The organism is Bradyrhizobium pachyrhizi, assembly GCF_001189245.1.
Lineage (GTDB): Bacteria > Pseudomonadota > Alphaproteobacteria > Rhizobiales > Xanthobacteraceae > Bradyrhizobium > Bradyrhizobium pachyrhizi.
Map to the genome: position 1 here is coordinate 1 of NZ_LFIQ01000081.1, position 26,019 is coordinate 26,019.

At 64.6% G+C, this 26,019-nt stretch carries 27 protein-coding genes and 1 tRNA gene; 19 read left to right on the top strand and 9 right to left on the bottom strand.

Annotated features, from left to right (window positions below; all coding sequences use genetic code 11):
* Positions 1-25: 25 nt before the first annotated feature.
* Complete coding sequence (locus AKL29_RS17720) at positions 26-202, bottom strand: hypothetical protein (protein ID WP_311538750.1); 177 nt, start codon at positions 200-202, stop codon at positions 26-28.
* Positions 203-595: 393 nt separating this feature from the next.
* Here AKL29_RS17720 and AKL29_RS17725 point away from each other — a divergent pair, with 393 nt between their 5' ends.
* The 6 genes from AKL29_RS17725 to AKL29_RS17750 all read left to right on the top strand — a co-directional run bounded on the left by AKL29_RS17725 (position 596) and on the right by AKL29_RS17750 (position 8,142).
* Complete coding sequence (locus tag AKL29_RS17725) at positions 596-1,303, top strand: TetR/AcrR family transcriptional regulator (protein ID WP_028335917.1); 708 nt, start codon at positions 596-598, stop codon at positions 1,301-1,303.
* A gap of 20 nt (positions 1,304-1,323) precedes the next feature.
* Positions 1,324-2,295, top strand: coding sequence for an ABC transporter permease (locus tag AKL29_RS17730; protein WP_050385026.1), 972 nt, complete (start codon positions 1,324-1,326; stop codon positions 2,293-2,295).
* Positions 2,296-2,338: 43 nt separating this feature from the next.
* Positions 2,339-3,355 (top strand): sugar ABC transporter substrate-binding protein, encoded by a 1,017-nt coding sequence (locus tag AKL29_RS17735; protein ID WP_050385027.1) that lies wholly within the window; start codon positions 2,339-2,341, stop codon positions 3,353-3,355.
* A gap of 76 nt (positions 3,356-3,431) precedes the next feature.
* The gene (locus tag AKL29_RS17740; RefSeq protein ID WP_050385028.1) at positions 3,432-5,555 is read left to right on the top strand and encodes an ABC transporter permease; all 2,124 of its coding nucleotides are present in this window, start codon (positions 3,432-3,434) and stop codon (positions 5,553-5,555) included.
* Complete coding sequence (locus tag AKL29_RS17745; RefSeq protein ID WP_050385029.1) at positions 5,552-6,649, top strand: SMP-30/gluconolactonase/LRE family protein; 1,098 nt, start codon at positions 5,552-5,554, stop codon at positions 6,647-6,649. Before AKL29_RS17740 ends, AKL29_RS17745 begins: the two co-directional genes overlap by 4 nt.
* Complete coding sequence (locus tag AKL29_RS17750) at positions 6,646-8,142, top strand: sugar ABC transporter ATP-binding protein (protein ID WP_028335922.1); 1,497 nt, start codon at positions 6,646-6,648, stop codon at positions 8,140-8,142. The genes AKL29_RS17745 and AKL29_RS17750 overlap by 4 nt, the downstream gene beginning before the upstream one ends.
* A gap of 126 nt (positions 8,143-8,268) precedes the next feature.
* Here AKL29_RS17750 and AKL29_RS17755 read toward each other — a convergent pair whose 3' ends face one another.
* The 3 genes from AKL29_RS17755 to AKL29_RS17765 form a co-directional block, all read right to left on the bottom strand.
* Positions 8,269-8,643 carry a hypothetical protein gene (locus AKL29_RS17755; protein ID WP_050385030.1) on the bottom strand — a complete coding sequence of 125 codons (375 nt, stop codon included), beginning with the start codon at positions 8,641-8,643 and terminating at the stop codon, positions 8,269-8,271.
* Positions 8,644-8,869: 226 nt separating this feature from the next.
* Complete coding sequence (locus tag AKL29_RS17760; protein ID WP_244482125.1) at positions 8,870-9,157, bottom strand: DUF5658 family protein; 288 nt, start codon at positions 9,155-9,157, stop codon at positions 8,870-8,872.
* Complete coding sequence (locus AKL29_RS17765) at positions 9,144-9,953, bottom strand: sterol desaturase family protein (protein WP_028335924.1); 810 nt, start codon at positions 9,951-9,953, stop codon at positions 9,144-9,146. Before AKL29_RS17765 ends, AKL29_RS17760 begins: the two co-directional genes overlap by 14 nt.
* Positions 9,954-10,191: 238 nt before the next feature.
* Here AKL29_RS17765 and AKL29_RS17770 point away from each other — a divergent pair, with 238 nt between their 5' ends.
* Positions 10,192-10,494: a recombinase family protein gene (locus AKL29_RS17770; RefSeq protein WP_410712136.1), complete on the top strand. Its 303-nt coding sequence runs from the start codon at positions 10,192-10,194 to the stop codon at positions 10,492-10,494.
* A 154-nt stretch (positions 10,495-10,648) separates the two neighbouring features.
* Here AKL29_RS17770 and AKL29_RS17775 read toward each other — a convergent pair.
* A tRNA-Arg gene (locus tag AKL29_RS17775) sits at positions 10,649-10,725 on the bottom strand.
* Between the two features lie 152 nt (positions 10,726-10,877).
* Positions 10,878-12,356: a sensor histidine kinase gene (locus AKL29_RS17780; protein WP_028335925.1), complete on the bottom strand. Its 1,479-nt coding sequence runs from the start codon at positions 12,354-12,356 to the stop codon at positions 10,878-10,880.
* Positions 12,357-12,721: 365 nt separating this feature from the next.
* On the opposite strand from AKL29_RS17780, the gene rpmH reads away from it, so the two are divergent.
* The 11 genes from rpmH to dapE all read left to right on the top strand — a co-directional run bounded on the left by rpmH (position 12,722) and on the right by dapE (position 22,365).
* Positions 12,722-12,856, top strand: coding sequence for a 50S ribosomal protein L34 (gene rpmH / locus AKL29_RS17785; RefSeq protein WP_008542748.1), 135 nt, complete (start codon positions 12,722-12,724; stop codon positions 12,854-12,856).
* Between the two features lie 32 nt (positions 12,857-12,888).
* Positions 12,889-13,299, top strand: coding sequence for a ribonuclease P protein component (gene rnpA / locus AKL29_RS17790; RefSeq protein WP_028335926.1), 411 nt, complete (start codon positions 12,889-12,891; stop codon positions 13,297-13,299).
* A gap of 3 nt (positions 13,300-13,302) precedes the next feature.
* A complete protein-coding gene (gene yidC, locus AKL29_RS17795) occupies positions 13,303-15,198 on the top strand; it encodes a membrane protein insertase YidC (RefSeq protein WP_050385032.1) in 1,896 nt (631 codons plus the stop codon).
* 174 nt (positions 15,199-15,372) lie between these two features.
* Positions 15,373-16,026, top strand: a complete 654-nt coding sequence (yihA, locus tag AKL29_RS17800) for a ribosome biogenesis GTP-binding protein YihA/YsxC (protein ID WP_050385033.1) — start codon at positions 15,373-15,375, stop codon at positions 16,024-16,026.
* On the top strand, positions 16,023-16,391 hold the full coding sequence (locus tag AKL29_RS17805; protein WP_050385034.1) for a DUF423 domain-containing protein: 369 nt from the start codon (positions 16,023-16,025) through the stop codon (positions 16,389-16,391). The genes yihA and AKL29_RS17805 overlap by 4 nt, the downstream gene beginning before the upstream one ends.
* A 211-nt stretch (positions 16,392-16,602) precedes the next feature.
* Positions 16,603-17,496: an acetylglutamate kinase gene (argB, locus tag AKL29_RS17810; protein WP_050385035.1), complete on the top strand. Its 894-nt coding sequence runs from the start codon at positions 16,603-16,605 to the stop codon at positions 17,494-17,496.
* A gap of 158 nt (positions 17,497-17,654) precedes the next feature.
* A complete protein-coding gene (locus AKL29_RS17815; protein ID WP_050385088.1) occupies positions 17,655-18,641 on the top strand; it encodes a DUF1036 domain-containing protein in 987 nt (328 codons plus the stop codon).
* A gap of 190 nt (positions 18,642-18,831) precedes the next feature.
* On the top strand, positions 18,832-19,521 hold the full coding sequence (locus tag AKL29_RS17820) for a pyrimidine 5'-nucleotidase (RefSeq protein WP_050385036.1): 690 nt from the start codon (positions 18,832-18,834) through the stop codon (positions 19,519-19,521).
* A gap of 129 nt (positions 19,522-19,650) precedes the next feature.
* The gene (dapD, locus tag AKL29_RS17825) at positions 19,651-20,496 is read left to right on the top strand and encodes a 2,3,4,5-tetrahydropyridine-2,6-dicarboxylate N-succinyltransferase (RefSeq protein ID WP_050385037.1); all 846 of its coding nucleotides are present in this window, start codon (positions 19,651-19,653) and stop codon (positions 20,494-20,496) included.
* 73 nt (positions 20,497-20,569) lie between these two features.
* Positions 20,570-21,181, top strand: a complete 612-nt coding sequence (locus AKL29_RS17830; RefSeq protein WP_050385038.1) for a DUF805 domain-containing protein — start codon at positions 20,570-20,572, stop codon at positions 21,179-21,181.
* A gap of 17 nt (positions 21,182-21,198) precedes the next feature.
* Positions 21,199-22,365, top strand: coding sequence for a succinyl-diaminopimelate desuccinylase (dapE, locus tag AKL29_RS17835; RefSeq protein ID WP_050385039.1), 1,167 nt, complete (start codon positions 21,199-21,201; stop codon positions 22,363-22,365).
* A 135-nt stretch (positions 22,366-22,500) separates the two neighbouring features.
* On the opposite strand, the gene truA is transcribed toward dapE, so the two are convergent.
* The 3 genes from truA to def form a co-directional block, all read right to left on the bottom strand.
* Positions 22,501-23,238 carry a tRNA pseudouridine(38-40) synthase TruA gene (gene truA, locus AKL29_RS17840; protein WP_028335935.1) on the bottom strand — a complete coding sequence of 246 codons (738 nt, stop codon included), beginning with the start codon at positions 23,236-23,238 and terminating at the stop codon, positions 22,501-22,503.
* The gene (fmt, locus tag AKL29_RS17845; protein WP_028335936.1) at positions 23,238-24,173 is read right to left on the bottom strand and encodes a methionyl-tRNA formyltransferase; all 936 of its coding nucleotides are present in this window, start codon (positions 24,171-24,173) and stop codon (positions 23,238-23,240) included. The genes truA and fmt overlap by 1 nt, the downstream gene beginning before the upstream one ends.
* Positions 24,174-24,341: 168 nt before the next feature.
* Positions 24,342-24,869, bottom strand: a complete 528-nt coding sequence (def, locus tag AKL29_RS17850) for a peptide deformylase (RefSeq protein WP_028335937.1) — start codon at positions 24,867-24,869, stop codon at positions 24,342-24,344.
* A gap of 170 nt (positions 24,870-25,039) precedes the next feature.
* Between def and AKL29_RS17855 the strand changes: the two genes are divergently transcribed.
* Positions 25,040-26,019, top strand: a 980-nt coding sequence (locus AKL29_RS17855; protein WP_244482127.1) for a DNA recombination protein RmuC, incomplete at its 3' end; no start/stop codon positions are given.

Genomic DNA, 26,019 nt, shown 5'->3' on the forward strand with positions numbered 1-26,019 from the left:
TGGATGCGATAAGTGTCAACACCACCTAGTAGGCGTAGGACGTCTTGCCCGGCTGCACGGTCAGCCGAAAGGCGACATCGGTCGAGCCGTCCATCAGCTCGATGATGTTGTCGCACACCAGGCATCGAAACTCACCCGCGACGCCACCCTTCGACGTCAATTCGATCCGGCGATAGCCGGCCTGGCAATGGGGGCACGTCACGTCGGACTTTCGCATCGAATCAGCAAACCGTTGCTCTCTCCGGTTTCCCACACGCCCGTGATCGGAAATGTGACGGCCGTCTAACCTGGCGTGCTGGTCGACCAGAGCACCGGGAATTTGTGCCGTGCTTTCAGCGCGAAAAGTTCCCGACGATGGCCGGAACGCCGCCGCGCCCAGGCTCGGCAACACGGCCACGGACCAAAAAACGAGCGAGCGCTCTCTCAGAAAATTTCATTATCCCCCTTTTCCGGGCGCCGTTTCGTGGGCTAGGAATTACGCAAGGGCGTAAAGCCCAGCCCGGACCAGCAACAAAATGAAATGGTCCGGGAGCATAGCCAGGGAGGCAACGTGGGTCTCGCGCGTCAGCGACCGGGGACGGCGAATGCGTTCGCGATGGACGTGCTTTGCGCACGCATCCTCGAACGTCATCGGGATTCCATCCGGGTCCAGAAAACCCATCTCGCCGTTCCGAATCTCACGCGCATCATCGGCGCCACGCTCACGCTTTCCAACAAGCACGGCTTTCACGCCACCACGCTGCGCCAGCTTGCGGAGGCCTCGGGCCTCAGCATGGGCGGCCTTTATACGTATTTCGATAGCAAGCCGACGCTGCTGTCGATGATCCTCGGCGAGGTCGCCGAGACGGTGGCGGAGGTCCTCAACTCGCCGCCCGCGGACGTGAAGCAGGATGCGCGCAAGCATCTGCACTGGATCATCGCGACCCATGTCCGGATGAGCGAGGCGATGCAGCCCTGGTTCGTGTTCTGCTTCATGGAAGCGAAGTCGTTTCCGCCGGCGGAGCGCCAGCGCGCCATCGAGATGGAGGTGATGACCGAGAAGATCATCGCCGGCGTCCTCAAGCAGGGCGTCGCCAGCGGCGTCTTCGCGATCGACCAGGTCACGCTGACGGCCTCGCTGATCAAGCCGCTGCTGCAGGACTGGTACGTCAAGCGATGGAAATACCGCAGACGCGGCACCTCGATCGAGACCTACATCAACGCCGTCAACACGTTTGCGGACGCCGCGGTCGCAGCCAGGACGCGGCCCGGCCGCGTCGCGACCGGCTCCCGCACGAGATCCCGGCAGACGGCGCACCTATAGACGCAAGGAAGGACGAGGCAATGAAGCGATTGCGGTTCAATCAACAGGAGATCGTCTTCGCCGTCTTTGCCGTGCTGTTCCTGGCGTTCTCGATTTTCCTGCGCGGCTTCCTGACGCCGGAGAACATGCTGACGCTGCTGCAGAACGTCGCGGTGCTCGGCATCCTCGGCCTTGCGATGGCGATCGTCGTGATCGGGCGCGGCATCGACATCTCGCTGATCGCAGCCCTCGCGGTGCCGCCGGGGCTCGTGCTGCAGATGGTGCAGAACGGCCACTCGCTGCCGGCCGCGCTGGTGACGGCGGTGCTGCTCACGATCGCGTTCGGCCTGGTCAATGGCTGGCTGATCGCCTACGCCGAGGTCCCTTCGCTGTTTGCGACGCTGGCGACCGGCCTGCTGCTCGCCGGCCTCGGGCAGGCCGCGCTGTTTCAGCTCGACGTCGTGCAGTGGAGCGACGGCATGAAGGGCTTCGAGCGGCTCGGACAAGGCACCATCCTCGGCATTCCGACCTCGATCGTGATGTTCGCGATCGCCTGCGTCGTGGTCGCGTTCCTGCTGCGCCAGACGCGCTGGGGCGCCTATATCTACGCGATCGGCGATAACCCCTACGCCGCCCGCGTCACCGGCATCCCCTCCCGCCCGATCATCGTGCTGCAATACGTCGTCGCGGCGCTGATCGGCTGCTTCGCGGGCCTGGTGATGGCGGCATCGGTCAACTCGATGCCGACCCGCATCTTCAATTCGACCCTGATCTACGACGTCATCCTCGTCGTCGTGCTCGGCGGCATCGGCCTGTCGGGCGGCCGCGGCGGCGTGCTCAACGTCATCATCGGCACGCTGCTGATCGGCACCATGCTGAACGGCATGACCATCATGGACATTTCCTACGCCGGACAGAATCTCGTCAAGGGTGTCGTCCTGCTTCTCGCCGTCATCACGGATTCATTCCTGAATCCGCGCAACGAAGAAACGGCACAGCAGGGCGACATCTGAACCAAGCCACAAGAACATTTCAATCACGACCAAGGAGGAAGCAATGAAATACGCTGTCAGGACTGCAAAGGTGATCGCCGCAGCGCTCGGGCTTGCAGCCGTCGCCGCCCCGGCTCTGGCCCAGCAGGGCCTGGACGAGCCGTTCCAGAAGCCGTTCAGGGAAGCTCTCGCCGGCAAGACGGTGGCCTACGTTCCGGTCGCTATGAATTTCGACCTCACCGAAGGCTGGTACGCCGGCATGAAGAAGGAGCTCGAGCCCTTCGGCGTGAAGTTCGAGATCCGCGACCCCAACTGGAACACCAATGCCGGCGCGCAGGCGGTGACCTCGCTGATCTCGGAGAAGCCGGCCGTGATGGTGATCCACAATCCGGACGTGCAGACCTACGCCAAGTTGCTGCAGCGCGCCGAGAACGAAGGCATCTACGTGATCCAGATCAACATGGGGTCGGCGTATCGCTCGTCGGCCTTTGTCGGCGCCAACTGGATTGAGATCGGCGAGCGGGATACCGAGGCGGTTGTGAAGGCCTGCCAGGGCAAGTCGAACAAGATCGCCATCGTGCAGGGCGCGCTCTCGGCGGCCGCCAGCGCCTACACGCTCAAGGGCGTCGAGAACGTGCTCGCCAAGCATCCGGAGATCAAGGTGGTCTCGAGCCAGGCGGCCGACTGGGATGCCGCGAAGGCCAAGGCGATCACCCAGACCGTGCTGAAGCAGAATCCTGATCTCTGCGGCATCGTCGGCTTCTGGGACGGCATGGACATCGGCACCGCCGCTGCGGTGAAGGAAGCCGGCCTGACCGGCAAGGTGTTCGTCGCGACCTCCGGCGGCGGCGAGCGCAAGGGCGCCTGCGAGCTGGTGAAGTCCGGCGCGTTCGATCTCAACATGAGCTACGACGTGCCGACCCAGGCCGCGCAGATGGCCGGCACGATCAAATGGCTGCTGTCGTCGGGCGCCAAGGCCGGCTCGGTCAAGGGTTCGGAATACACGACGCTGATTCCGATCACCAAGGAGAACGCGGACAGCCAGACCGCGTGCTGGAATCTGAGTGACCTGAAGAAATAGTCCGGCCATTCCCGCTCGACGTCCCGGGCGGCCTCGCCCGGGACGTCGATCTCCCCAAATCGAACGCCTTGCTGGAATGCCGATGCGCGACACCCTGACGAGCCTGCGTTACCGCTACTGGCCGGATCATCTCCTCGGCGAGATCCTGTCCAAGCGTTGGACCGAGACCGCAATACCGGTGATCCTGCTTTTGATCGTCGGCTTCGCGCTCAGCCGTTCCATCGATCACTTCCTGTCGCCGTCGAGCCTTGCCGACACCGCGCGGCAGGCCGGCGAGATCGGCTTCATCGGCCTCGGCATGGCGCTGGTCGTCATCGTCGGCGGCATCGATCTGTCGGTCGGCTCGATCTTCGCGCTGACGGATTTCTGCGCGCTCTATCTGCTCGACGTGCTGAACTGGCCGGTTCCCGCGGTGGTGGTCGCCACCCTCATCTGCGGCGCACTGCTCGGCGCCGTCAACGGCGTGCTGATCGGCTACTTAAGGCTGCGCGCCTTCATCACCACGCTGATCACCCTGATCATCTACCGCTCGGCGTTCGATCTGTTGATCCAGCGCTACTCCAATTCGATCGCCGCGGCCTTCCCCGACATCCCGTCCTGGAATTTCATCGGCGGCGGCGACGTGTTCGGCATTCCGAGCGTCGCAATCGTCTACATCGCGATCGCGATCTTCGGCCATATCTTCATGACGCGGCTGCGCCCGGGCTGGCACATCACCGCGATCGGCGGCTCGCGCCGTTCGGCCTACAATTCAGGCATTCCGGTCCGCCGCACCATCGCGCTCTGCTATGTCGCAAGCGGCGTTCTGACCAGCATCGCCGCGCTGTTCTTCGCGGCCCGGCTCGGCACCGTCGGGGGCGACATCGGCGTCGGCCTCGAGGTGATCGTGCTGACCGCGACCGTGCTCGGCGGCATCACGCTCGGCGGCGGCAAGGGCTCGGTCGCCAAATCGCTGGTCGGCGTGCTGATCGTGCTTTTGATCACCAATGGCCTCACCACGCTCAATGCAAGGGGCGGCATCAACCGCATGGCACTGGCGGGCATCCTGCTGGTCGCGGCGATGGTCGACATCCGCTGGCAGAAGAACCGCACCCGCATCATCAGCAAGGTCTATGTCGCGCCGACCTATCACGCGCTGCCGCCGCCGCCGGCCACCGAGATCGGCCAGGGCGGCCCGTTCGAGCAGAACGACAAGCTGCGCGACGTCGAATTGATCGGCCTCGGCCGCATCGAGGCGCCCGAGGACGTGATCCTCGATCGCAACAACAATCTCTACGCCGGCTCGCGCCATGGCGACATCATCCGCTTCCATGCGCCCGATTATCAGCGGATGGAGGTGTTCGCCCATATCGGCGGTCAGCCGCTCGGCATGGCGTTCGACCGTCAGGACAATCTCTATGTCTGCATCGGCGGCATGGGTCTCTACCGCATCACGCCCGACGGCACCGTGGAGAAGGCGACCGACGAGACCAACCGCAGCATGCATTCGGTGAACGATGACAGCCGCCTGCGGCTGGCCGACGACCTCGACATCACCGACGACGGCCTGATCTTCTTCTCGGAAGCCACCGTGCGCTACGAGATGGATGAATGGCCGATCGACGGCCTCGAGGCGCGCGGCAACGGTCGCATCATCTGCTACGACACCAAGACCGGAGCGACGCATACGGCGCTGCGCGGCCTCAAATTTCCCAACGGCATCTGTGTCGCCAGCGACGGGGTGTCGATCCTGTTCGCCGAGACCTTCGGCTGCTCGATCAAGCGGCTGTGGTTCGCGGGGCCGAAGAAGGGCCAGGTCGAGGTGGTGATGGACAATCTGCCGGGCTATCCCGACAACATCAATCTCGCCTCCGACGGCAATTACTGGCTGGCGCTGGTCGGCATGCGCAGTCCCTCGCTCGACCTTGCCTGGAAGATGCCGGGCTTCCGCCGCCGCATGGCCAAGCGCGTCCCGGTCGACGAATGGCTGTTCCCGAACATCAACACCGGTTGCGTGGTCAAGTTCAACGAGCAGGGCAAGATCCTCGAATCGTTCTGGGACCTGCGCGGCGAGAACCATCCGATGATCACCTCGATGCGCGAGCATCGCGGCTATCTCTATCTCGGCGGCATCATGAACAACCGGATCGGCCGCTACAAGCTGGAGAACGCCGACCCGAACTTCGTGCAGTATGACAAGCGCTGGGGGAAGCTGTCGTGATCGCGGCCGTCAGGGATTTCGCCAACCGCTTTCTCGGCCGTGGTGAGGCCACCATCACCGTGCCGTCGTTCGACGGCGCACTCAAGCCGAACCAGAAACTGGAATCTGCGACCACCCTGCTGGAATGCGAGGCGCCCGAGGATCTCGCAACCGACGGCCGCAACCTCTATGTCGCCGACGGCCGGCGTCTGCTGCGCCTCGACGGCGGCGCAGCGGCCGAGCTGCGCAGCTTCGAGCAGCCAATCTCGGCGCTCTGCGCGCTCGCCGGCGGCGGCATCGCGGTCGCGCTCGGCGGCCGCGAGGTGCGGCTCTACGCCGATCCCTCGTCGGGCGAGCCGAGCGTGACGTTCAGCGACGCCGTCTTCAACGCGATCAACGCGCTGACGCAGGCCGGCGATGGCACCCTGATCGCAACCGACGGCTCCGCGACCTGCGGCATCGATGATTGGGCGCGCGACCTGATGGAGCTCAACCGGAACGGCCGCGTGTTCCGGCTCGACCCCGGGACCGGGTCGGTGCAGCCGCTGGCGTCAAAGCTCGGCTACGCCTTCGGCGCCTGCGCGCGCGGCGACGGCGTGCTGGTCAGCGAGAGCTGGCGGCATCGCCTCGTCCTCGTCTCCAATGGACGGCCGCCGCAGGTCGTGCTCGGTCACCTCCCCGTCTATCCGTCGCGGCTGTCGAAGGCCGCGGGCGGCGGCTATTGGCTCACCGCATTCACCGCACGCACCCAGCTGATCGAGTTCGTGCTGCGCGAGCCGGCCTACCGGCGCCGCATGATGGCCGAGATCGACCCGGCCTATTGGGTGGCGCCGCGGCTGCGCTCGGGATTCTCGTTCAAGGAGCCAATGCAGGGCGCGCACATCAAGACGATGGGCGTGATCAAGCCGTGGGCCCCGCCGCGCTCCTATGGCCTCGTCGTTCGGCTGAGCGAGGCCGGCAAGCCGCTGTATTCGCTGCACAGCCGGGTCGACGGCGTCAATCACGGTGTCGTCGCGGCGCTCGAGCTCGGCGGTGATCTTGTGCTGATCGCCAAGGGACCGGGCCGCGTGCTGAAACTGCCCCTCGCCGGGCTCGCCGAGGAGACAGGCTCATGAGCGACACCGTGCTTTCCCTGCGCAAGGCCACCAAGCTTTACGCGGGCGTCCCCGCCATCGAGGGCGTCGACTTCGATCTGCGCCGCGGCGAGATTCACGCGCTGGTCGGCGAGAATGGCGCCGGCAAGTCGACGCTGACCAAGGTGATGGCCGGCGTCGTGACCTTGACCTCGGGCGGCATGAGCGTCGATGGCGCGGAGGTCGCACCGCGCACGCCGCTCGAGGCGCGCAATCTCGGCATCGCCATGGTGTTCCAGGAGAACAGCCTGGTGCCGACCATGACGGTCGCGCAAAACCTGTTCCTCGGGCAGGAGAAATTCTACAACCGGCTGCGCGGCATCTACATCGCCGCCCAGCAATTCCTGCAATCGCTGAATTTCGACGTGACGCCGACCGCGACCGTGAGCGGGCTCGGCGCGGCCAAGAAGCAGATGGTGGAGATCGCGCGTGCGGTTCTGCACAAGGCCAAGGTCATCATCTTCGACGAGCCGACCGCGTCGCTGACGCCGGAAGAGAAGAAATACTTCTTCGACCTGGTCCGTGACCTCAAGAAGCGCGGCGTCTCGATCGTCTTCATCTCGCACGCGCTGGAAGAGGCGCTGCTGCTCGCCGACCGCATCACCGTGTTGCGCGACGGCAAGCATGTCATCACCGACGACGCGGCGAAATTCGACCGCGCGGCGATCGTACAGGCGATGGTCGGACGCGACCTCTCCAACACGCTGTATGGCGCGCGGAAGACCAGCGTCCGGCCGGCCGGTGCGCGCGTGCTCACGGTGCAGAACCTCAAAATGGCGCCGATGGTGAAGAACAATTCGCTGTCGGTATTTGCAGGGCAGATCACCGGCGTGTTCGGCCTGGTCGGCGCCGGCCGCACCGAGACCTTCAAGATCGTATCCGGCGTGTTGAAGCGCGACTTCTTCCACGGCGGCGAGATCCTGCTGCACGACAAGCCGGTGCGCTACCGGGTTCCGGCCCCGGCGGTCAAGGCCGGCATCGCCTATGTGACCGAGGATCGCAAGGTCGAAGGCTTCTTCGAAACCGCCTCGATCGCCCGCAACATCTATCTCGGCCTGCTTTCGAAGTTTCCCGGGGGGCGCATGATGCTGTCGCGGCGCGAGACCAATTCGGTCGGCAAGACCTGGACCCAGCGTTTGAAGGTTCGCGCCATCGGCGACGAGGCCAAGGTGGTCGAGCTGTCAGGCGGAAACCAGCAGAAGGTGGTGATCGCCAAATCGCTGGTGCAGGAGCCCGAGCTGATCATCTTCGACGAACCGACCCGCGGCGTCGACGTCGGCGCCATCGTCGAGATCCACGAGCTGATCAACCAGCTCGCCGACGAGGGCAAGGCGGTGGTGGTGATCTCGTCCTATCTGCCCGAGATCATGGCGCTGTCCGACCGCATCCTGGTCTCGCGCCAGGGCAAGGTGGTGGAGGAATTCTCCGCGCTCGAGGCCACCGAGGAGAAGATCATGTACGCGGCGATTCATTGATGCCGCAACGGGCTTGCGTCACGGCGGGCTCGCCGCGCCATACCGCAGCAGAGCGCGCCCGGACATGATCATCGGGCATCGCCCAGGCAGGTGCGGGAAGCCGCCTGCCGCGATCCTAGTCGCGTGCTACTTCGGTCCGACGGTTCCGGTCACCTTCAGCCTCGCCGACCTCACCCAACCCGAGACGTCGTTGCCCGTCCCCGGATTGAGGTACATCACCGACGACCAGCCATCCCTGGTTTGCGCATACGCGATCAGTGCATCATTTGGAATGACGAACACGCCGCGGATCGGACAATGCAGATTCGGCGCCGAGTAGAATTGCAGCCGACCCGTGCCCGTCACCACATTGGCCAGCGGCGGCGACAGCATCGGGACGCGGCTGGTGCCGGTGTGCGGCTCCTTGCAGTTCGACGGCGTCTGCGCGTGCACGGTCGCGCCCGGAGCCCCCAGGATCAGGGCACAGCAGACTATGCAGGTGACGACAAACCTGTCCGACATCACTGATCCTCCTGACCGCTGGAGGCGATCATCTATCATTCCGGGGTGTTTGTCGCCGGACGGAGCGGGCAGGTTCCGCGAGACACGACGAAAGTTTGCGTACCGGAAAAGCCGGCGTCGCGATGCATGGTCCGCGCCGCGACATTCATTTCATCGTGCTTGCGGGAAGAATGCGCCGGGCAGCACAAGCACCTCGCCGGTTGCGGCAACCGGCGAGGGGATTGATTCAGTTCATGCCCGCGATGATGACGAGATTGTTCAGGACAGGCGTCGAGCAGAACGCGACGACGAGAGCGATGTTGTAAACGTTGTTGCTCCGCCAAAGCAGCCACGTGACCACGAACGTCAAGCCAAGCTTGGGCACCAGCCACCATACACCGAACCATGTCTGCGCCAGATGCATGAACGGGTTCAACTCACCCAATCCGAGACTCAGGATCACATTCGTCGACTCAAGGTCGGCGTAACCCAGCAGCAGCGCGAGGAGCACCAAAAGACCCTTAACCCAATTCATTCCGAGACTCCCGATGCCAGTAATGCCGAAGATGCCGGATTGGCCAGATCACACTATTGATGATGTCCACGCGCTCGGCAGGCACGAGGCCCGTTGCAGGATATTCGTCCGGCTTCGGTATCCAGGCCGTGCCGAACAGAATGTCGAGAAACGGAAAGCAGGCTGCGAAGTTTTTGTCCCTGTGCTCGGGAAGGACCGAATGATGGATCCGGTGCCATTGCGGATTGTTGATCCATGTCACATACCGACCGAGCGGAATGCGGACGTTGAGATGGGCACACGCATCGGGCATGAAGAAGATAAATCCCACCGCTATCACCATGTCCGGCGGGATGCGGAACAGGATCGCCATGATCGGAAGAAAGGCGTCGGACAACACCCTCTCCAGCCAGAAATGCCGGCCGCCGGTAATGAACGTCACGCCGTTCGCGCTGTGATGGAAGGAGTGCATCGCCCATAGAAAGGGGATCGCATGTTGAAGGCGATGGTATGTGTACTTGTAGAGATCGAATGCAACCACGATGATTGCGAGTGAGACGTACCACCAGTAACCGTCGGTCGGCAGCTTGATCCAACCGAGACCGGTATAGCTCGCAATCTTGCCCGCGCTGATCGCCGCGATCGGAGCGAGCATGGACGACAGCCCGAGGCTCACGATCACCGCGAGCCAATCATCACGAAACTCGGCGTAGGGAACGTCCGCAATCGGCCATCTTTTTTCCAGGATGCGACTGGTGTAGACGATGCCCAGAAACACGGCCGCATAAAATACGGCGTTTGCGATGTCACTCTGCATGAGGGATGACTCGCCGGTTCAAAAGGACGAACAATAAGAATAAAAACATTTCCGTGCCTATAAGCTAAAAAAGCTTATTTTTTCTCAACGCTCCGGCGGGGGCAAGCAGGGTTTTTACGGGGCGCCCCTCGCCTTCGGCCCGATTCTGACCCGCGCGGGCGCATTTTTCCCGGCCGGTCTCCGATCCGGTGCGGCGACAGCCAGCTGAAGCGACCCCCGCGCCGGCCTGCAGGACATCGTGCGCACCGTGAAGGCGCGTGGTGCATCCCTGAGGGGCTATACAGAGCAGCCCATCGACACCAGCACAGCAGCAGGCAAGTGCTTCCTGGACATGCTCGGTGTGTTCACCGAGTTCGAGACCAACCTCCGCAGCGAGCGGCAGCTTGAGAGTGTAGCGGAGGCCAAGGCACGCGAGGTCTACCAGGGACGCACAGCGTCCATCGACACCACCAAAGTGAAGGCGCTCAAAGCTGAAGGCATGGGAGCGTCCGCTATCGCGAAGGCGCTCAGGATTGGCCGCGTCGGTTTGCCGGGCTCTTGAGGACTGAGGAGGGACGCCAATGACACGGCGCCCTCCAACTGCGACCACGGACTGTGTGAGTGCAGTGGAAGGCAATCGATCCAGAAGTGCCTGGGAATATTCTACTGAAGACGAGCACGCATCAGCTGCCCGAACCAATGGGAACTTGCGTGAATGGCGCGCCCGGAACGATTCGAACGTCCGACCCTCAGATTCGTAGTCTGATGCTCTATCCAGCTGAGCTACGGGCGCATTTTCGCGGGTGGGCTTGAGCCCGCATGGTCCCGGGAGCCCCGGAACGTCGCGAAAGAGCGCTCTAGCTACAGGCTCCGGGTCCGGTTGGCAAGGTCTGGAAACGCCAATTTCGGCCGCGGCTTTAGCCGCCCCGGAATACCGGAACGGCCTCAGGCCCTCGCCCGCTCGCTGCGAATCGACAGCAGTTCCACCGGGCGATCCGGGATCGAAATCCGGAAGGTGGCGCCAATGGTGCCCTCGACCAGATGGATGTGGCCGCCGTGAGCCCGGATCAGTTCGGCGGCGATCGCAAGGCCGAGCCCGCTGCCGCCGGGGCGGCCGGAGGTCTGGAACGCCTCGAACAGATGCTCGCGCGCCTTGGTCGGGACGCCCGGACCGGTGTCGGAGACCTCGATGATCGCGACCGTCCCCTCGCGGCGGCCGGTGATGCGGATCTGCTGCGCGCCGCCGTCGCCTGCGGGCCGGCTCTCCAGCGCCTGCGCCGCGTTGCGCACCAGATTGAGCAGCACGCGGAACAGCTGGTCCGGGTCGGCGTCGATGGTCAGGCCGCGCTCGATCGCGCTGATCCAGGTGATCGAGACATCGGTCGCAAGCCCCGCCGACTCCCGCACCTCGGCAACCGCGGGCTCCACCATGATCACGCGGCGATCAGGCGCCGCCTCCTGCGCGCGGCCATAGGAGAGCGTCGACTGGCAGAAGGCGATGGCGCGCTCCAGCGAGCGCAACAATTTCGGCGCAAAGCGCTGCACCCGCGGGTCGGGCACGCTGGCGAGCTGGTCCGACAGCAGTTGCGAGGACGCCAGCAGATTGCGCAGATCATGGTTGATCTTGGAGACGGCGAGCCCGAGCGCGGCAAGCCGGCTCTTCTGATGCAGCATCGAGACGAGGTCGCGCTGCATGTCCGACAGCTCGCGCTCGGCAACGCCGATCTCGTCGCCGCGCTGGCTCGGCACGATGATCCGCGCCGAACTCTCCGGATTCTCGTGGAAGCCGACCAGGCTCGCGGTCAGCCGCCGCATCGGGCGCACGAACAAATAATGCAGCGCCAGATAGACCAGGCCGGCGGTCAGGCCGGCGATCAGCAATGCAACGACCAAAACGTTGCGCGAGAAGCGGTACATCGCCTGCCGCAGCGGCTTCTCGTCGATCACGACCTCGATGAATTGCGCCTGGCCCGGCGCGGGTCCGACCACGCGGATGGTCTGGTCGCCGTGCTCCAGCATGATCTCGAAGGCATCGACGATCGCCGACCACACCGTCATGGTCCGCATGTCGACGTCATGGTCGATCGCCGCCGGAAGGTCGGCGCTGGCGAGCAGCCGGCGCTGCTGTCCCAATTTGATGGCGACAGCACGGGCGCCGATGCTGGTCAGGATCTGCCGCGCCAGCGAATCCGGCACCAGGCCGGACGGGGCGGCATCGAGCACCAGCGCCGCGGTATTGGCGGCGGCCAGGCGGTCATTGAGCCGGTTCATCCGGAAGTTGGCGATGGCCGGGACGTAGATCAGGAGCCCGGCGATCATCACCAGGGGAATCGTCAGCAGCAACAGCTTGCCCGACAGCCCGAGCCGGGGGGACGGCTTGGGCCGCTGCTTCTGCGCGGTCGCCTGATCGTCAGTTAGAGCCACAAGATAAGGCCTTGTTTGGCTTAGGGGTCGGAAGATGGGGCCCGGCCCCCAAGCCGGTCAAATTACGGATCGCTAATGTAGGCGGTTCCCCGAACGCCCCAAAGCGTCTCCATACCGTCAAATACCCCGCGAAATCTGATATATTCGCCCCAATTACGACGTTTCGAAGAAGCCTTTTTGCGACGGCCTGTGACATTGACGAAAACAGGGCGCTCCCTTATAAGCCGCGCCAACTGTCCGCGATGGCCCGGTTCTTGACCCGGGGGCGGCTCTTTGGGGCCGTCAACGGCTCGTTTGGGCCCGCCAGCATCATCGGACTCCATCTCAATACAACGGCAAATTGCCCGGTCAGCGGAGAATTACCCGTGAAGCGGACTTATCAACCCAGCAAACTGGTGCGCAAGCGCCGTCACGGCTTCCGCGCCCGTCTCGCCACGGCCGGCGGCCGCAAGGTCCTCGCTGCGCGCCGCGCGCGTGGCCGCAAGCGCCTGAGCGCCTGAGCCCGGACGTCTCCTCTCCGGAGATACCCATTATGGATCGGCTGAGGCAGCGGGCGGATTTCCTCGCCGTTGCCAATGGCGCACGGGCGAATACCACAGCTTTTGTGCTGCAGGGCCGCCGCCGCGACGATCAGGGCCCGATCCGCGTCGGCTATACCGTCACCAAGAAGAACGGCACCGCGACCGAGCGCAACCGCATCCGCCGCCGGCTTCGCGAAGTGATGAGACAGGTCGACGCCGTATTCATGCGGCCGCACCATGATTATGTGCTAGTGGGCCGTCGTGACGCGCTGACCCGCGACTTTGCGACCATGCTTGACGACCTGCGGTCGGCGCTGCGCCGCCTCGACCGGCCTGCGCCCAAGACGGGCACTAACAAGACGGGTACTAACAAGGCGGGTAACAAGAGCGCGCCCAATCCGAATGGAATGACGAGACCCTAAGAGATGTCCGACAACCGCAATACGATCCTTGCCGTCATTCTGTCCGGCCTCGTCCTGATCGCCTGGCAATACTTCTACAATGTGCCGCAGATGGAGAAGCAGCGCGAGGCGCAGCGCCAGGCGGAGTTGCAGAAGCCGGCGCCGCAGGCGACTCCGGGTGCTGCTCCCGGCACCGCTCCGGGAACCTCGGCGACCCCCTCTCCGGCCCCCGGCGCGCCTGCTGCTGACGCTCCGGTCGCGAGCCGCGAGACGGTGCTTGCCTCCGGCCCGCGCATCAAGATCGAGACCCCGCGCGTCACCGGCAGCATCGCGCTGAAGGGCGCCCGGATCGACGACCTCTCGCTGGTCCAGTTCCGCGAGACGGTCGATCCCAAATCGCCGGCCGTCGTGCTGCTTTCGCCGTCGGGCACGGCCGAGCCTTATTATGCCGAGTTCCTGTGGCTGACCGCCAACGGCTCATCGGTAAAGACGCCGAACGCCGAAACCGTCTGGCAGCAGGAGGGATCGAACAGCCTGTCGCCGAGCACCCCGGTGATTCTGAAATACGAGAACGGCCAGGGCCTGACCTTCCGCCGCACCATCTCGATCGACGATCGCTACCTGTTCTCCGTCAAGGACGAGGTCAACAATCTCGGCAGCGCGCCGGTGACGCTGTATCCGTTCGGTCTGATCTCGCGCGGCGGCAAGCCGCCGGTCTCCGGCTACGCGATTCTGCACGAAGGCCCGATCGGCTATCTCGGCGAACACGGCCTGCAGGAATTCAGCTACAAGAACATCGACGAGGCCAAGACCTCGACCGGCGGAAATTCGCGCGGCATCGTGTTCACGAAGGTCACCGACGGCTGGCTCGGCATCACGGACAAATACTGGGCTGCGGCGTTGCTGCCCGAAACCACCGCAACGCTTGAAAGCGCCCGCTTCACGACCGGCGACAAGCGCTACCAGACCGACTACATGCTCGGCGCGCAGACCATTCCGATCGGCGGCACCGGCGTCGCCAACGCGCGGCTGTTTGCCGGCGCGAAGGAAGCCGCCACGGTCGGCCTCAACTTCCCGCTGGTCGGCTTCGGCGGCTACAACAAGCAGCTCGGCCTCAACCATTTCGATCTCCTGATCGACTGGGGCCACTTCTACTTCATCACCAAGCCGATGTTCCTGGCGCTCGACTGGTTCTATCGCCTGGTCGGCAATTTCGGCATCGCGATCCTCTTGGTGACCGTGATCGTGAAGCTCCTGTTCTTCCCGCTCGCCAACAAATCCTACGCCTCGATGGCGAAGATGAAGTCGGTGCAGCCGCAGCTGCAGGCGCTGAAGGAACGCTATCCTGACGACCGCGTGAAGCAGCAGCAGGAGATGATGGAGATCTACAAGAAGGAGAAGATCAACCCGATCGCGGGCTGTCTTCCCGTCGCCTTGCAGATCCCGGTGTTCTTCTCGCTCTACAAGGTGCTGTTCATCACCATCGAAATGCGGCACGCGCCGTTCTTCGGCTGGATCAAGGACCTCTCGGCGCCCGATCCGACCAACCTGTTCACGCTGTTCGGCCTCATTCCGTTCGATCCGATCGCGCTGCTCGGACCGCATTTCGGCTCCTATCTGGTGATGGGCATCTGGCCGATCATCATGGGCATCACGATGTGGGTCCAGATGAAGCTCAATCCGGCGCCGCCGGATCCGACCCAGAAGATGATCTTCGACTGGATGCCGCTGATCTTCACCTTCATGCTGGCCGGCTTCCCGGCGGGTCTCGTGATCTACTGGGCCTGGAACAACCTGCTGTCGGTGCTGCAGCAGAGCTACATCATGCGGCGCAACGGCGTGAAGGTAGAGCTGTTCGACAATCTGAAGGCGACGTTTCAAAAAAAAAACGTGACGACTGAGACCAAGAAGGCGACGTAGCCTCCAGCAACGGCGCTTCGTCAACCACGTCATGCCCGGCCCTGTGCCGGGCATCGACATATTGGAGGGCGCCCAGAACCGAGGCTCTGGACGTTGACCTGGATGGCCGGGTCGTCCTACGCCAAGGACCCGCCTTGGGCCTTTGCCTGGCCGCGACGAGATGGAATCCTTCGCATGAGCACCGAACCCGATGCGGCGCTGATTGAGCAAGGCCGAAAACTGTTCGCCGGCGACTGGCGCTTCATTTGGGCCTCGCCCTCGATCGAGACGCTGCCGCCGATGGCCGGCCTCGAGGTCGCGTTTGCCGGCCGCTCCAATGTCGGCAAGTCGAGCCTGATCAACGCGCTGACCAGCCGCAGCAACCTAGCACGCACCTCGCACACGCCCGGCCGCACCCAGGAGCTGATCTTCTTCGAGGGACCGGAGAAGGCGGGCTTCCGTCTGGTCGACATGCCCGGCTACGGCTACGCCTCGGCGCCCAAGACCAAGGTGGCGTCATGGACGGCGCTGATCCACAAATTCCTGCTGGGGCGCGCGACACTGGCGCGGGTCTACGTGCTGATCGACGCGCGCCACGGCATCAAGGACGTCGATCTCGACGTGCTGAAAACGCTGGACAAGTCCGCGGTCAGCTACCAGGTCGTGCTGACCAAGGCCGACCAGGTGAAGGCCGGCGAACTCAAGACCGTCATCGCCGACACGTCGGCAATGCTCGCAAAGCATCCCGCCGCCTTCCCCGAGGTGCTGGTGACCTCGTCGCGCACCGGCGGCGGCATGCCGGAGCTGCGTGCCGCCATGGTGCGCTTGATCGAGGAACGGCGCCGATGAGCGGCGCATCCCGCCTCCTGATCGGCCTTGCCGCCGTCATGGGCGCCTGCGGCGTAATGCTGGCGGCGGCCGCGGCCCATCTGCCTGACGCCACGCGGCTGGCGGCGGCATCCTCGATGCTGCTGTTCCATGCACCCGCCGTAGTCGCGACCATCGCGGTCGCGGATCGCGCGATCATTCATGCGAAGCTCGCAGTCGTGGCGGCGGCCGGCTTCGTCATCGCGGCGTCATTGTTCGCGGGCGACCTCGTGCTGCGCCAGTATGCCGGCCATGGATTGTTTCCGATGGCCGCACCGACCGGCGGAACGCTCTTGATCCTGAGCTGGCTGGTACTGGCGGTCGCTGCGGTGTGGCCACGGCGGTGACCCGTAGCCCGGATGGAGCGCAAGCGAAATCCGGGTATCGTGCTGCGGCTGCAAACCCGGATTGCGCGGAGCCTGTCATCGGGCGCGCGTTCGCGCGACCCGTTGGCTCCATCCGGGCTACAGATACGAGCGAATACCTCTCCCGCTTTGCGCCCTGCCCGGCAATCAGATAGAACCGCGCCACCCCTTCGCTGACGACGAGACCAGCCCCATGACCGACCAGCACATCAGCCCGCTCGATCAGGCCCGCATCCTGTCCGAGGCGCTGCCGCACATGCAGGAATATGACGAGGAAACCATCGTCATTAAATATGGCGGCCATGCCATGGGCGCCGAGGACACCGCCAAGGCGTTCGCGCGCGACATCGTGCTGCTCGAGCAGACCGCGATCAATCCGGTGGTCGTGCATGGCGGCGGGCCGCAGATCGCGACCATGCTGAAGCGCCTCGGCATCCAGTCGGAATTCGCCGCTGGCCTGCGCATCACCGACGCCGCGACCATCGAGATCGTCGAGATGGTGCTGGCCGGCTCGGTCAACAAGCAGATCGTCGGCTACATCAACGAGGCCGGCGGCAAGGCCGTGGGCCTCTCCGGCAAGGACGGCAACATGGTGAAGGCGTCGAAGACGACGCGCACCATGGTCGATCCGGATTCCAACATCGAGAAGGCGATCGATCTCGGCTTCGTCGGCGACCCCGAAAAGGTCGACCTCACGCTGCTCAATCAGCTGATCGGCTATGAGCTGATCCCGGTGCTGGCGCCGCTCGCGACCTCGCAGGACGGCCAGACCCTGAACATCAACGCCGACACCTTCGCCCGCGATCGCGCCGGCGCGCTGAAGGCCAAGCGCCTGCTGCTGCTGACCGACGTGCCGGGCGTGCTCGACAAGTCCAAGAAGCTGATTCCGGACCTGTCGATCAAGGAAGCCCGCAAGCTGATCGCCGACGGCACGATCTCCGGCGGCATGATCCCGAAGGTCGAGACCTGCATCTACGCGCTCGAACAGGGCGTGCAGGGCGTCGTGATCATCGACGGCAAGACCCAGCACGCGGTGCTGCTCGAGCTCTTCACCAACCAGGGCACCGGCACGCTGATCCATAAGTGAACGGGCACAGCCATTCATCGTCATGGCCGGGCTTGTCCCGGCTATCCACGTCTTTTCCGCAACAAGCTCGTGGGCAAGACGTGGATGCCCGGGACAAGCCCGGGCATGACGACATGAATGTGATGCGACCTCGCCGGTCGCTGCCGGCGCGGCTCGCGATGTCGCTGCCCGCCGCGCTGATGTCGTTCCTGTTCTCGTCGGCGCCGGCGCATGCCGACCTCAAGCTCTGCAACCGCATGAGCTATGTGATCGAGGCCGCGATCGGCATCGACGACAAGGCCGCGACCGCGACACGCGGCTGGTTCCGTATCGATCCGGCGACCTGCCGGGTCGTGGTGCAGGGCGCGCTCACCGCCGACCGCGTGCTGCTCAATGCGCGGGCGCTTGGCGTCTATGGCGCTTCGCCGATCCCGCAGAACGGCACCGACACGCTCTGCGTGGCGCAGGACAATTTCGTGATCGCCGCCGCGCGACAATGCCGCTCCGGCCAGATGCCCGCGCAATTCACCCAGATCACGCCGACGAAGACCGACGACGGCCATCTGGTCGCCTATCTCGCCGAAGACAGCGAATATGACGACGAGCAGGCGCGCCTCGCCGGCATCCAGCGCCTGCTGGTGATCGCGGGCTACGATGCCGCGCCGATCGACGGCGTCGACGGGCCGAAGACCCAGAGTGCGCTGTCGGCGTTCCTGAAGAGCCGCGGGCTCGCCAGCGACATCGTGCTGTCGCCGAATTTCTTCGCCACCATGATCGATGCCGTGCAGAAGCCGTCGCCATCAGGGCTGACCTGGTGCAACGACACGCCGCACAAGGTGATGGCCGCGGTTGCGACCGACGACGGCAAGGTGGTGACCAGCCGCGGCTGGTATCGCATCGACCCCGGCAAGTGCCTGCATCCCGACGTATCAGGCACGCCGAAGCAGATCTATTCGTTTGCCGAAGCGGTCGACAACGACAACCGGGCCATCCGCATCAAGGACAAGCCGCTGAACTGGGGCGGCGGGGTCCAGCTCTGCACCCGCGAGAGCAAGTTCGAGATCAACGAACAGGGCGACTGCGCCACCCGCGGCCTCGCCGCGCTCGGCTTCACCACCATCGACATGACCAGCGGCGGCAAGACGCTGCGCTTTGCGATGCCGTGATGAGGATGCTCACGCCGCAAACATCGATGTCGTCCCGGCGCAGGCCGGGACCCATTACCACAAGACTGCGTTTGGCGAAGAACGACGAGCACCGTGCCACATTGATAGATTCTGCGGTATGGGTCCTGGCTTTCGCCAAGACGACGGCGGAGGGCGGAACGACGTTCACGCCGACAGGTGGAGAGCCACAATGAAAACTTCCCGCAGCTTCGGCCATGTCGAGACCTGGGTGTTCGACCTCGACAACACGCTGTACCCACATCACGTCAATCTGTGGCAGCAGGTCGATGCGCGGATCGGCGAGTTCGTCAGCAACTGGCTGAAGATCTCTTCCGAGGAAGCACGGCGGCTGCAGAAGGACTATTACCTGCGCTACGGCACCACGATGCGCGGCATGATGACCGAGCACGGCGTGCAGGCCGACGACTATCTCGCTTATGTGCACAAGATCGACCACTCGCCGCTGCAACCGAATCCTGCGATGGGAGCCGCGATCGCAAAACTGCCGGGGCGCAAGCTGATTCTGACCAACGGCTCGGTCGACCATGTCGATGCGGTGCTGGGCCGGCTCGGCATCGGCAACCATTTCGACGGCGTGTTCGACATCATCGCCGCCGATCTCGAGCCGAAACCGGCGCCGCAGACCTACCAGAAGTTTCTCAGGCTCCACGATGTCGATCCGGCGAAGGCTGCGATGTTCGAGGACCTCGCGCGCAATCTGGTGGTGCCGTATGAGCTCGGCATGACCACCGTGCTGGTCGTGCCCGACGGCAGCCAGGAGGTGGTGCGCGAAACGTGGGAGCTCGAAGGCCGCGACGCCGCCCATGTCGACCATGTCACGGATGATCTCACCGGCTTCCTGCAGCGGTTGAAGCCGTAGCCTCTCAACAGGTGTCGTCCCGGCTTTCGCCGGGGCGACGGAGGAGTTTGCCTTGACTCCGCGGCCCCAAATTCCGAAAAAGCCTCGCAAAATCCCGTCATAATCCCCGATACGCCAAGGATTGTCCCGATGTCGCTGTCCGCCCTCGAAACCACCGTCAACACCGCGTTCGACGCCCGCGAAGGCATTTCGACATCGACCAAGGGCGAGGTCCGCGAGGCGGTCGACCACGCGCTGGAGCTGCTCGACAAGGGCGAAGCCCGCGTCGCCGAGCGCGAGACGAGCGGCAAGTGGAAGGTCAATCAGTGGCTGAAGAAGGCCGTGCTGCTGTCGTTCCGCCTCAACGACATGGGCCAGATCGCGGGCGGCCCGGGCAAGGCATCGTGGTGGGACAAGGTGCCGTCGAAATTCGAGGGCTGGGGCGAGAACCGTTTCCGCGACGCCGGCTTCCGCGCCGTGCCGGGCGCGATCGTGCGTCGCTCGGCCTTCATCGCCCGCAACGTCGTGCTGATGCCCTCCTTCGTCAATCTCGGCGCCTATGTCGATGAAGCCACCATGATCGACACCTGGTCGACGGTCGGCTCCTGCGCCCAGATCGGCAAGCGCGTGCACATCTCCGGCGGCGTCGGCATCGGCGGCGTGCTCGAGCCGCTGCAGGCCGAGCCGGTGATCGTCGAGGACGACTGCTTCATCGGCGCGCGCTCGGAGGTCGCCGAGGGCGTGATCGTGCGCAAGGGCGCGGTGCTGTCGATGGGCGTATTCCTCGGCGCCTCGACCAAGATCGTCGACCGCGAGACCGGCGAAATCTTCATTGGCGAGGTCCCGGAATATGCCGTCGTGGTGCCCGGCACCCTGCCGGCCAAGCCGCTGAAGAACGGCCAGCCGGGACCTGCCACCGCCTGCGCCGTGATCGTCAAGCGGGTCGACGAGCGCACCCGCGCCAAGACCAGCATCAACGAGCTGCTGCGGGACTGATCGAACCAATTTCGATCCGACGCCGACATATCTCCGGGCCGCGAAGAATTGCCGCAGCCCGGAGCTTATTTTCATGGACTGGGCCAACTACCTGTTCGGCTTCAAGGGCCGCGTCAACCGGGCCAAATTCTGGCTCGCAGGGCTGATCATCGTCTGCTGGATGATGTTCCTGGCCTTACTGGCGGTCTCGGCCGGCCTCGGCGGCAAGAACGGGTTCAGCTTCAATGTCGACGACATCTTCCGGGCCTTCGACCCCGACAGCTACAGATCGCTGAGCTGGGCCGGATTGCCGGCATTGCTGGTCAAGGCCTGCGGAACGTTCTTGTTCGTTTGGGTCTATGTCGCTGTCTCGATCAAGCGCCTGCACGACCGCGACAAGAGCGGCTGGTGGATGGTCCCGTTCTTCGCGATCCCGGGTCTCATGAGTCAGTTCTCGGATCGGCTCCCCGATGAATCCTATTGGGTGATGGCCGCGGGCCTGATCGTCTTCGTGCTCTATGTCTGGGGCTTCATCGAGCTCGCCTTTTTGCGCAGCGCCAGCTACCCCAATCGCTATGGCCCCAATCCGCTCGGGAAAACCCATGCGCGGCAAGGCCGCGACAGCGGGTCGCGCTCCACGCGCGGCTGGGATCAGCAGAGCGAGCTCGATATCGTGCCGCACAAAGCTGGTCCACCCGCCGTGTGACGTGTTAAGCGAGGCGCATGAGTGATGCCGTCTCGATTACCCGCGATCTCGTTCGCTGCCCATCCGTCACCCCGGCCGACGCCGGCGCGCTTGGCGTTCTCGAAAACCTGCTGAAAGCCGCAGGCTTCGAGGTCCACCGCGTGACCTTCTCCGAGCCCGGCACCGCCGATGTCGACAACCTCTATGCGCGCATCGGCTCTTCGGCGCCGCATATCACCTTCGCCGGCCACACCGACGTGGTGCCGCCCGGCGATGAAGCGGCGTGGACGCTCGGCGCGTTCTCCGGCGAGGTGAAGGACGGTTATCTCTATGGCCGCGGCGCCGTCGACATGAAGGGCGGCATCGCCTGCAGCGTCGCCGCCGTGCTGCAATATCTCAGCGACCATGGCGGCAAGCCTCAGGAAAACGGTGGGGGCTCGATCTCCTTCCTGATCACCGGCGACGAGGAAGATGTCTCGATCAACGGCACCGTCAAGCTGTTGAAATGGTGCGCCGAGCGCGGCGAGACATTCGATCATTGCGTGCTCGGCGAGCCCTCGAATGTCGAGGTGCTGGGCGACATGATCAAGATCGGCCGGCGCGGCTCGCAGTCCGGCACGCTTGTTGTCGAGGGCGTGCAGGGCCACGTCGCCTATCCGCACCGTGCCTCGAACCCGGTGCCGGATATCTCGCGGCTGATCGTGGCGCTGAGCGACGAGCCGCTCGATCACGGCAGCGCGCAGTTCCAGGCCAGCAACCTCGAATTCACCACGGTCGATGTCGGCAACACCGCAAGCAACGTGATCCCCGGCCAGGCGCGGGCGAAATTCAACATCCGCTACAACGACAACCACACCCAGGAGAGCCTGCGGCAGCTGGTCGATGAGCGGCTGGCGAAGGCCTGCGGCAACCGGATCCGCGCCCATATCGATTGGCAACCGTCGAACTCCAACGTGTTCGTCACCCAGCCCGGGCCGTTCACCGACCTCGCGGTCGCCGCGATCGAGGAGGTCACCGGCCGCAAGCCGGAGCTATCGACCTCCGGCGGCACCTCGGACGCGCGCTTCATCTCGAGCTATTGCCCGGTGATCGAGTTCGGCCTGGTCGGCCAGACCATGCACCAGGTCGACGAGCGCACGCCGGTGGCCGATCTGGAGAAGCTGACGCGGATATATCGAGGCGTGCTGGAGCGGTATTTCGGGTAGGCCAGCCGCCCGGCCGGACAAAAACATCGAAAACAACCCCATGCACAGTAGGGATTGGGGCTACCAGTCATCCACCCGCACCAGATACAGCGTGGTATTTCGGGTAGGCTCTACCTACGCGATCATTCACACCGCCTAGTAATCCACCCGCATCAGGTAGAGCCCGTCCGGCGGCGCCACGGGGCCGCAAGCGGCGCGGTTGCGGGCGGCGAGCGCGGAAGCGAGGTCGTCGGCGCTCCAGCGGCCCTCGCCGACCCAGACCAGCGAGCCCACCATCGAGCGCACCTGGCTGTGCAGGAACGAGCGCGCCGACGTCACGATGTTGACGGCGGCGCCGTCACGGGTGACGTCGAGCTGATCGAGCGTCTTCTCCGGTGACTTGGCCTGGCACTCGGTGTCGCGGAAGGTGGTGAAATCGTGCTTGCCGAGCAGGCGCTGCGCGGCGGCGTGCATCGCGTCGGCATCGAGCGCGCGCGGCACGCGCCAGACCCGGCCGATGTCGAGCGCGAGGTTCGCGCGCGTGTTGGTGATGCGATAGAGGTAATGCCTCCTGGTCGCCGAGAACCGCGCCTCGAAATCGTCCGGCACGATGTCAGCCGCGAGCACGCCGATCGGATTGGGCCGCAGATGCGCGTTCAGCCCGTCGCGAAAGCGGCCGGGCGGAAAATGCTTGGCGATGTCGCAATGCGCGACCTGGCCGCGCGCATGCACGCCGGCATCGGTACGCCCTGCGCCATGGACGCGCACGTCCTCGCCGCAGATCGCCTTGACTGCCGCCTCCAGCGCGCCCTGCACGGTCGGCGCGGTGTCCTGGATCTGCCAGCCGGAGAACGGCGTGCCGTCATACTCGATGGTGAGCTTGTAGCGGGGCATCAGCCGAGCCGCGCAGGCGACTTCAGCGGCGTGCCGCGCAAAAAGTCCGCTGCCTTCATCGGCGCCTTGCCGGCGCGCTGCAGGTCGAGGATCCGGATCGCGCCGTCGCCGCAGGCGATCGCGAAATTGTCGTCGAGCACATCGCCCGGCTGGCCCGAGCCTTTCGCCTGCTCGCAGCGCAGGATTTTCAGCCGTACCGGCTCGTTTTCGCCCGCGAGCTCGCACCAGGCGCCGGGAAACGGCGAGAGCCCGTGAATGTGTCGCAGTACCGCGTGCGCCGGCTGTGTCCAGTCGATCCGCGCCTCGGCCTTCTCGATCTTGGCCGCATAGGTGACGCCGTCCTCGCTCTGCTTCGTCAGCTGCAAGCCGCCGCGCTCGAGCCCGGCCATTGCGCGCACCATCAGGTCGGCACCGAGCGGCGCCAGCGCGTCGTGCAGGTCGGATGCCGTCATGCTGTCCGTGATCGGCAGCCGCTCGGCCATCGCGACGTCGCCGGTGTCGAGGCCGACATCCATCTTCATCACCATCACGCCGCTCTCAGCATCGCCCGCCATGATGGCGCGGTTGATCGGCGCGGCGCCGCGCCAGCGCGGCAGCAGCGAGGCATGCAGGTTGAAGCAGCCGAGCCTGGGCGCGTCGAGAATGGCCTGCGGCAGGATCATGCCGTAGGCAACGACGACGGCGGCATCCGCGTCATGGGCGCGAAACTCCTCGAGCGCTTCCGAGGTCTTGAGGGTCTTCGGCGTCAGCACGGGAATGCCGAGGCGGCGCGCCTCCTGCTCGACCGGCGTCGGTTGCAATTGCAGGCCGCGCCGCCCGCCCGGCTTCGGCGCGCGGGTGTAGACCGCCACGACCTCATGGCCATGGGCCACGAGTTCCAGCAGCGTCGGCACCGCGAAATCGGGCGTGCCCATGAAGATCAGGCGGAGAGGCATGCGGTCAGATTCTTCCGGGAGGATCCAATCTTCGTCATGGCCGGGCATAGCCGTCAAGGACGGCGTCGCTTTCGCTCGCCTATGCCCAACCATCCACGTCTTTGGTCTCCCAGAAGGAAGACGTGGACGCCCGGGTCAAGCCCGGGCATGACGGCGGAGTGCGCGCGCCTACTCCGCCGCGCGCTTGGCGGCCTTCTCGAATTTCTTGAACACGCGGTCGCGCTTCAGTTTCGACAGATAATCCACGAACAGCACGCCGTTGAGATGATCGATTTCGTGCTGGATGCAGGTGGCGTAGAGCCCGTCCGCATCCTCCTCATGCACCGTGCCGTCAAGATCGGTGAATCGCACGCGCACCCGCGCCGGCCGCTCGACCTCCTCGTAATATTCGGGGATCGACAGGCAGCCCTCTTCGTAAACCGACAGCTCTTCCGAACGCGCAATGATCTCCGGATTGATGAAGACGCGCGGCTTCGCCGTGGTCTCGCCGTTCTCGTCGCGCTTGGCGAGGTCCATGGTGATCAGCCGCAGCGGCTGCGCGACCTGGATCGCCGCGAGCCCGATGCCGGGCGCGTCATACATGGTCTCGAGCATGTCGTCGGCCAGCTTGCGGATCTCCGGCGTCACCTTCTCGATCGGTTTCGACACCAGCCGCAACTGCTTGTCCGGCAGGATGATGATTTCTCTTAATGCCATGGCGGCGATTTAAGCTGCTGACTTCATGGGGTCAATGCGCTCAGGAACCCGTTAGGATAACCTTAACCACGTTTCTTCACCCCGCATTAACCCGGAAAATCAGGAATGCATTTACCATAAACGTTCCCTCTTCGTTCGCGCTTAGCCGCGAATCGGCTACAAGGGCCGACATGAACGAGATTCTGCTCACGATTGGCGACCTTCCGGTCCGTGTCTCCGACGCATTGATCGGCCTTGGCGCGCTGGCGCTGATCCTGCTGTTCGCCATCACCGTGGTGATCGCGCGCGCCAGCCGGCGCGGCGCGGAACTCGCGATGGCCCAGGCCATCCGCGCCGACGAGCTGGAAGAGCGGCTCGCCGACATGCTGCGGGCCCAGAGCGAATCCTCCGGGCGGGTCGATGCCATGGCGCAGGCGCTGGCCGGCCGTCAGGCCGAGATGGCCCGCGCGGTCAACGAGCGACTCGATTCGGTGACCCACCGGGTCGGCCAGTCGATGGAGCAATCGACCCGCAACACGATGGATTCGCTGCGCGTGCTGCACGAGCGGCTCGGCATCATCGATCACGCCCACAAGAACCTCAACGAGCTCACCACCCAGGTGACGACGCTGCGCGACGTGCTCGCCAACAAGCAATCGCGCGGCGCGTTCGGCCAGGCGCGGATGGAGGCGATCGTCCAGGACGGTATGCCGAAGGGCTCGTTCGAGTTCCAGTACACGCTGACGTCGGGCAAGCGGCCGGACTGCGTCGTGTTCCTGCCCGACCAGCGCCCACTCTGCATCGACGCGAAATTCCCGCTCGAGGCCATGACCGCGCTGCACGATGCGCGCAGCGACGAGGAGCGCAAATTCGCCAGCCAGCGGCTGCGCGCCGACGTGCTGAAGCACGTCAGCGACATCGCGGAGAAGTACCTGATCCCGGGCGAGACCCAGGACACCGCGCTGATGTTCGTGCCGTCGGAATCGGTCTATGCCGAGATCCATGACGGCTTCGACGACGTGATCCAGAAGGCCTATCGCGCCCGCGTCGTGCTGGTGTCGCCGTCGCTCCTGATGCTGGCGATCCAGGTGATGCAGCAGATCCTGAAGGATGCCCGCATCCGCGACGCCGCCGACCAGATCCGCAACGAGGTGATGCATCTCGGCGACGA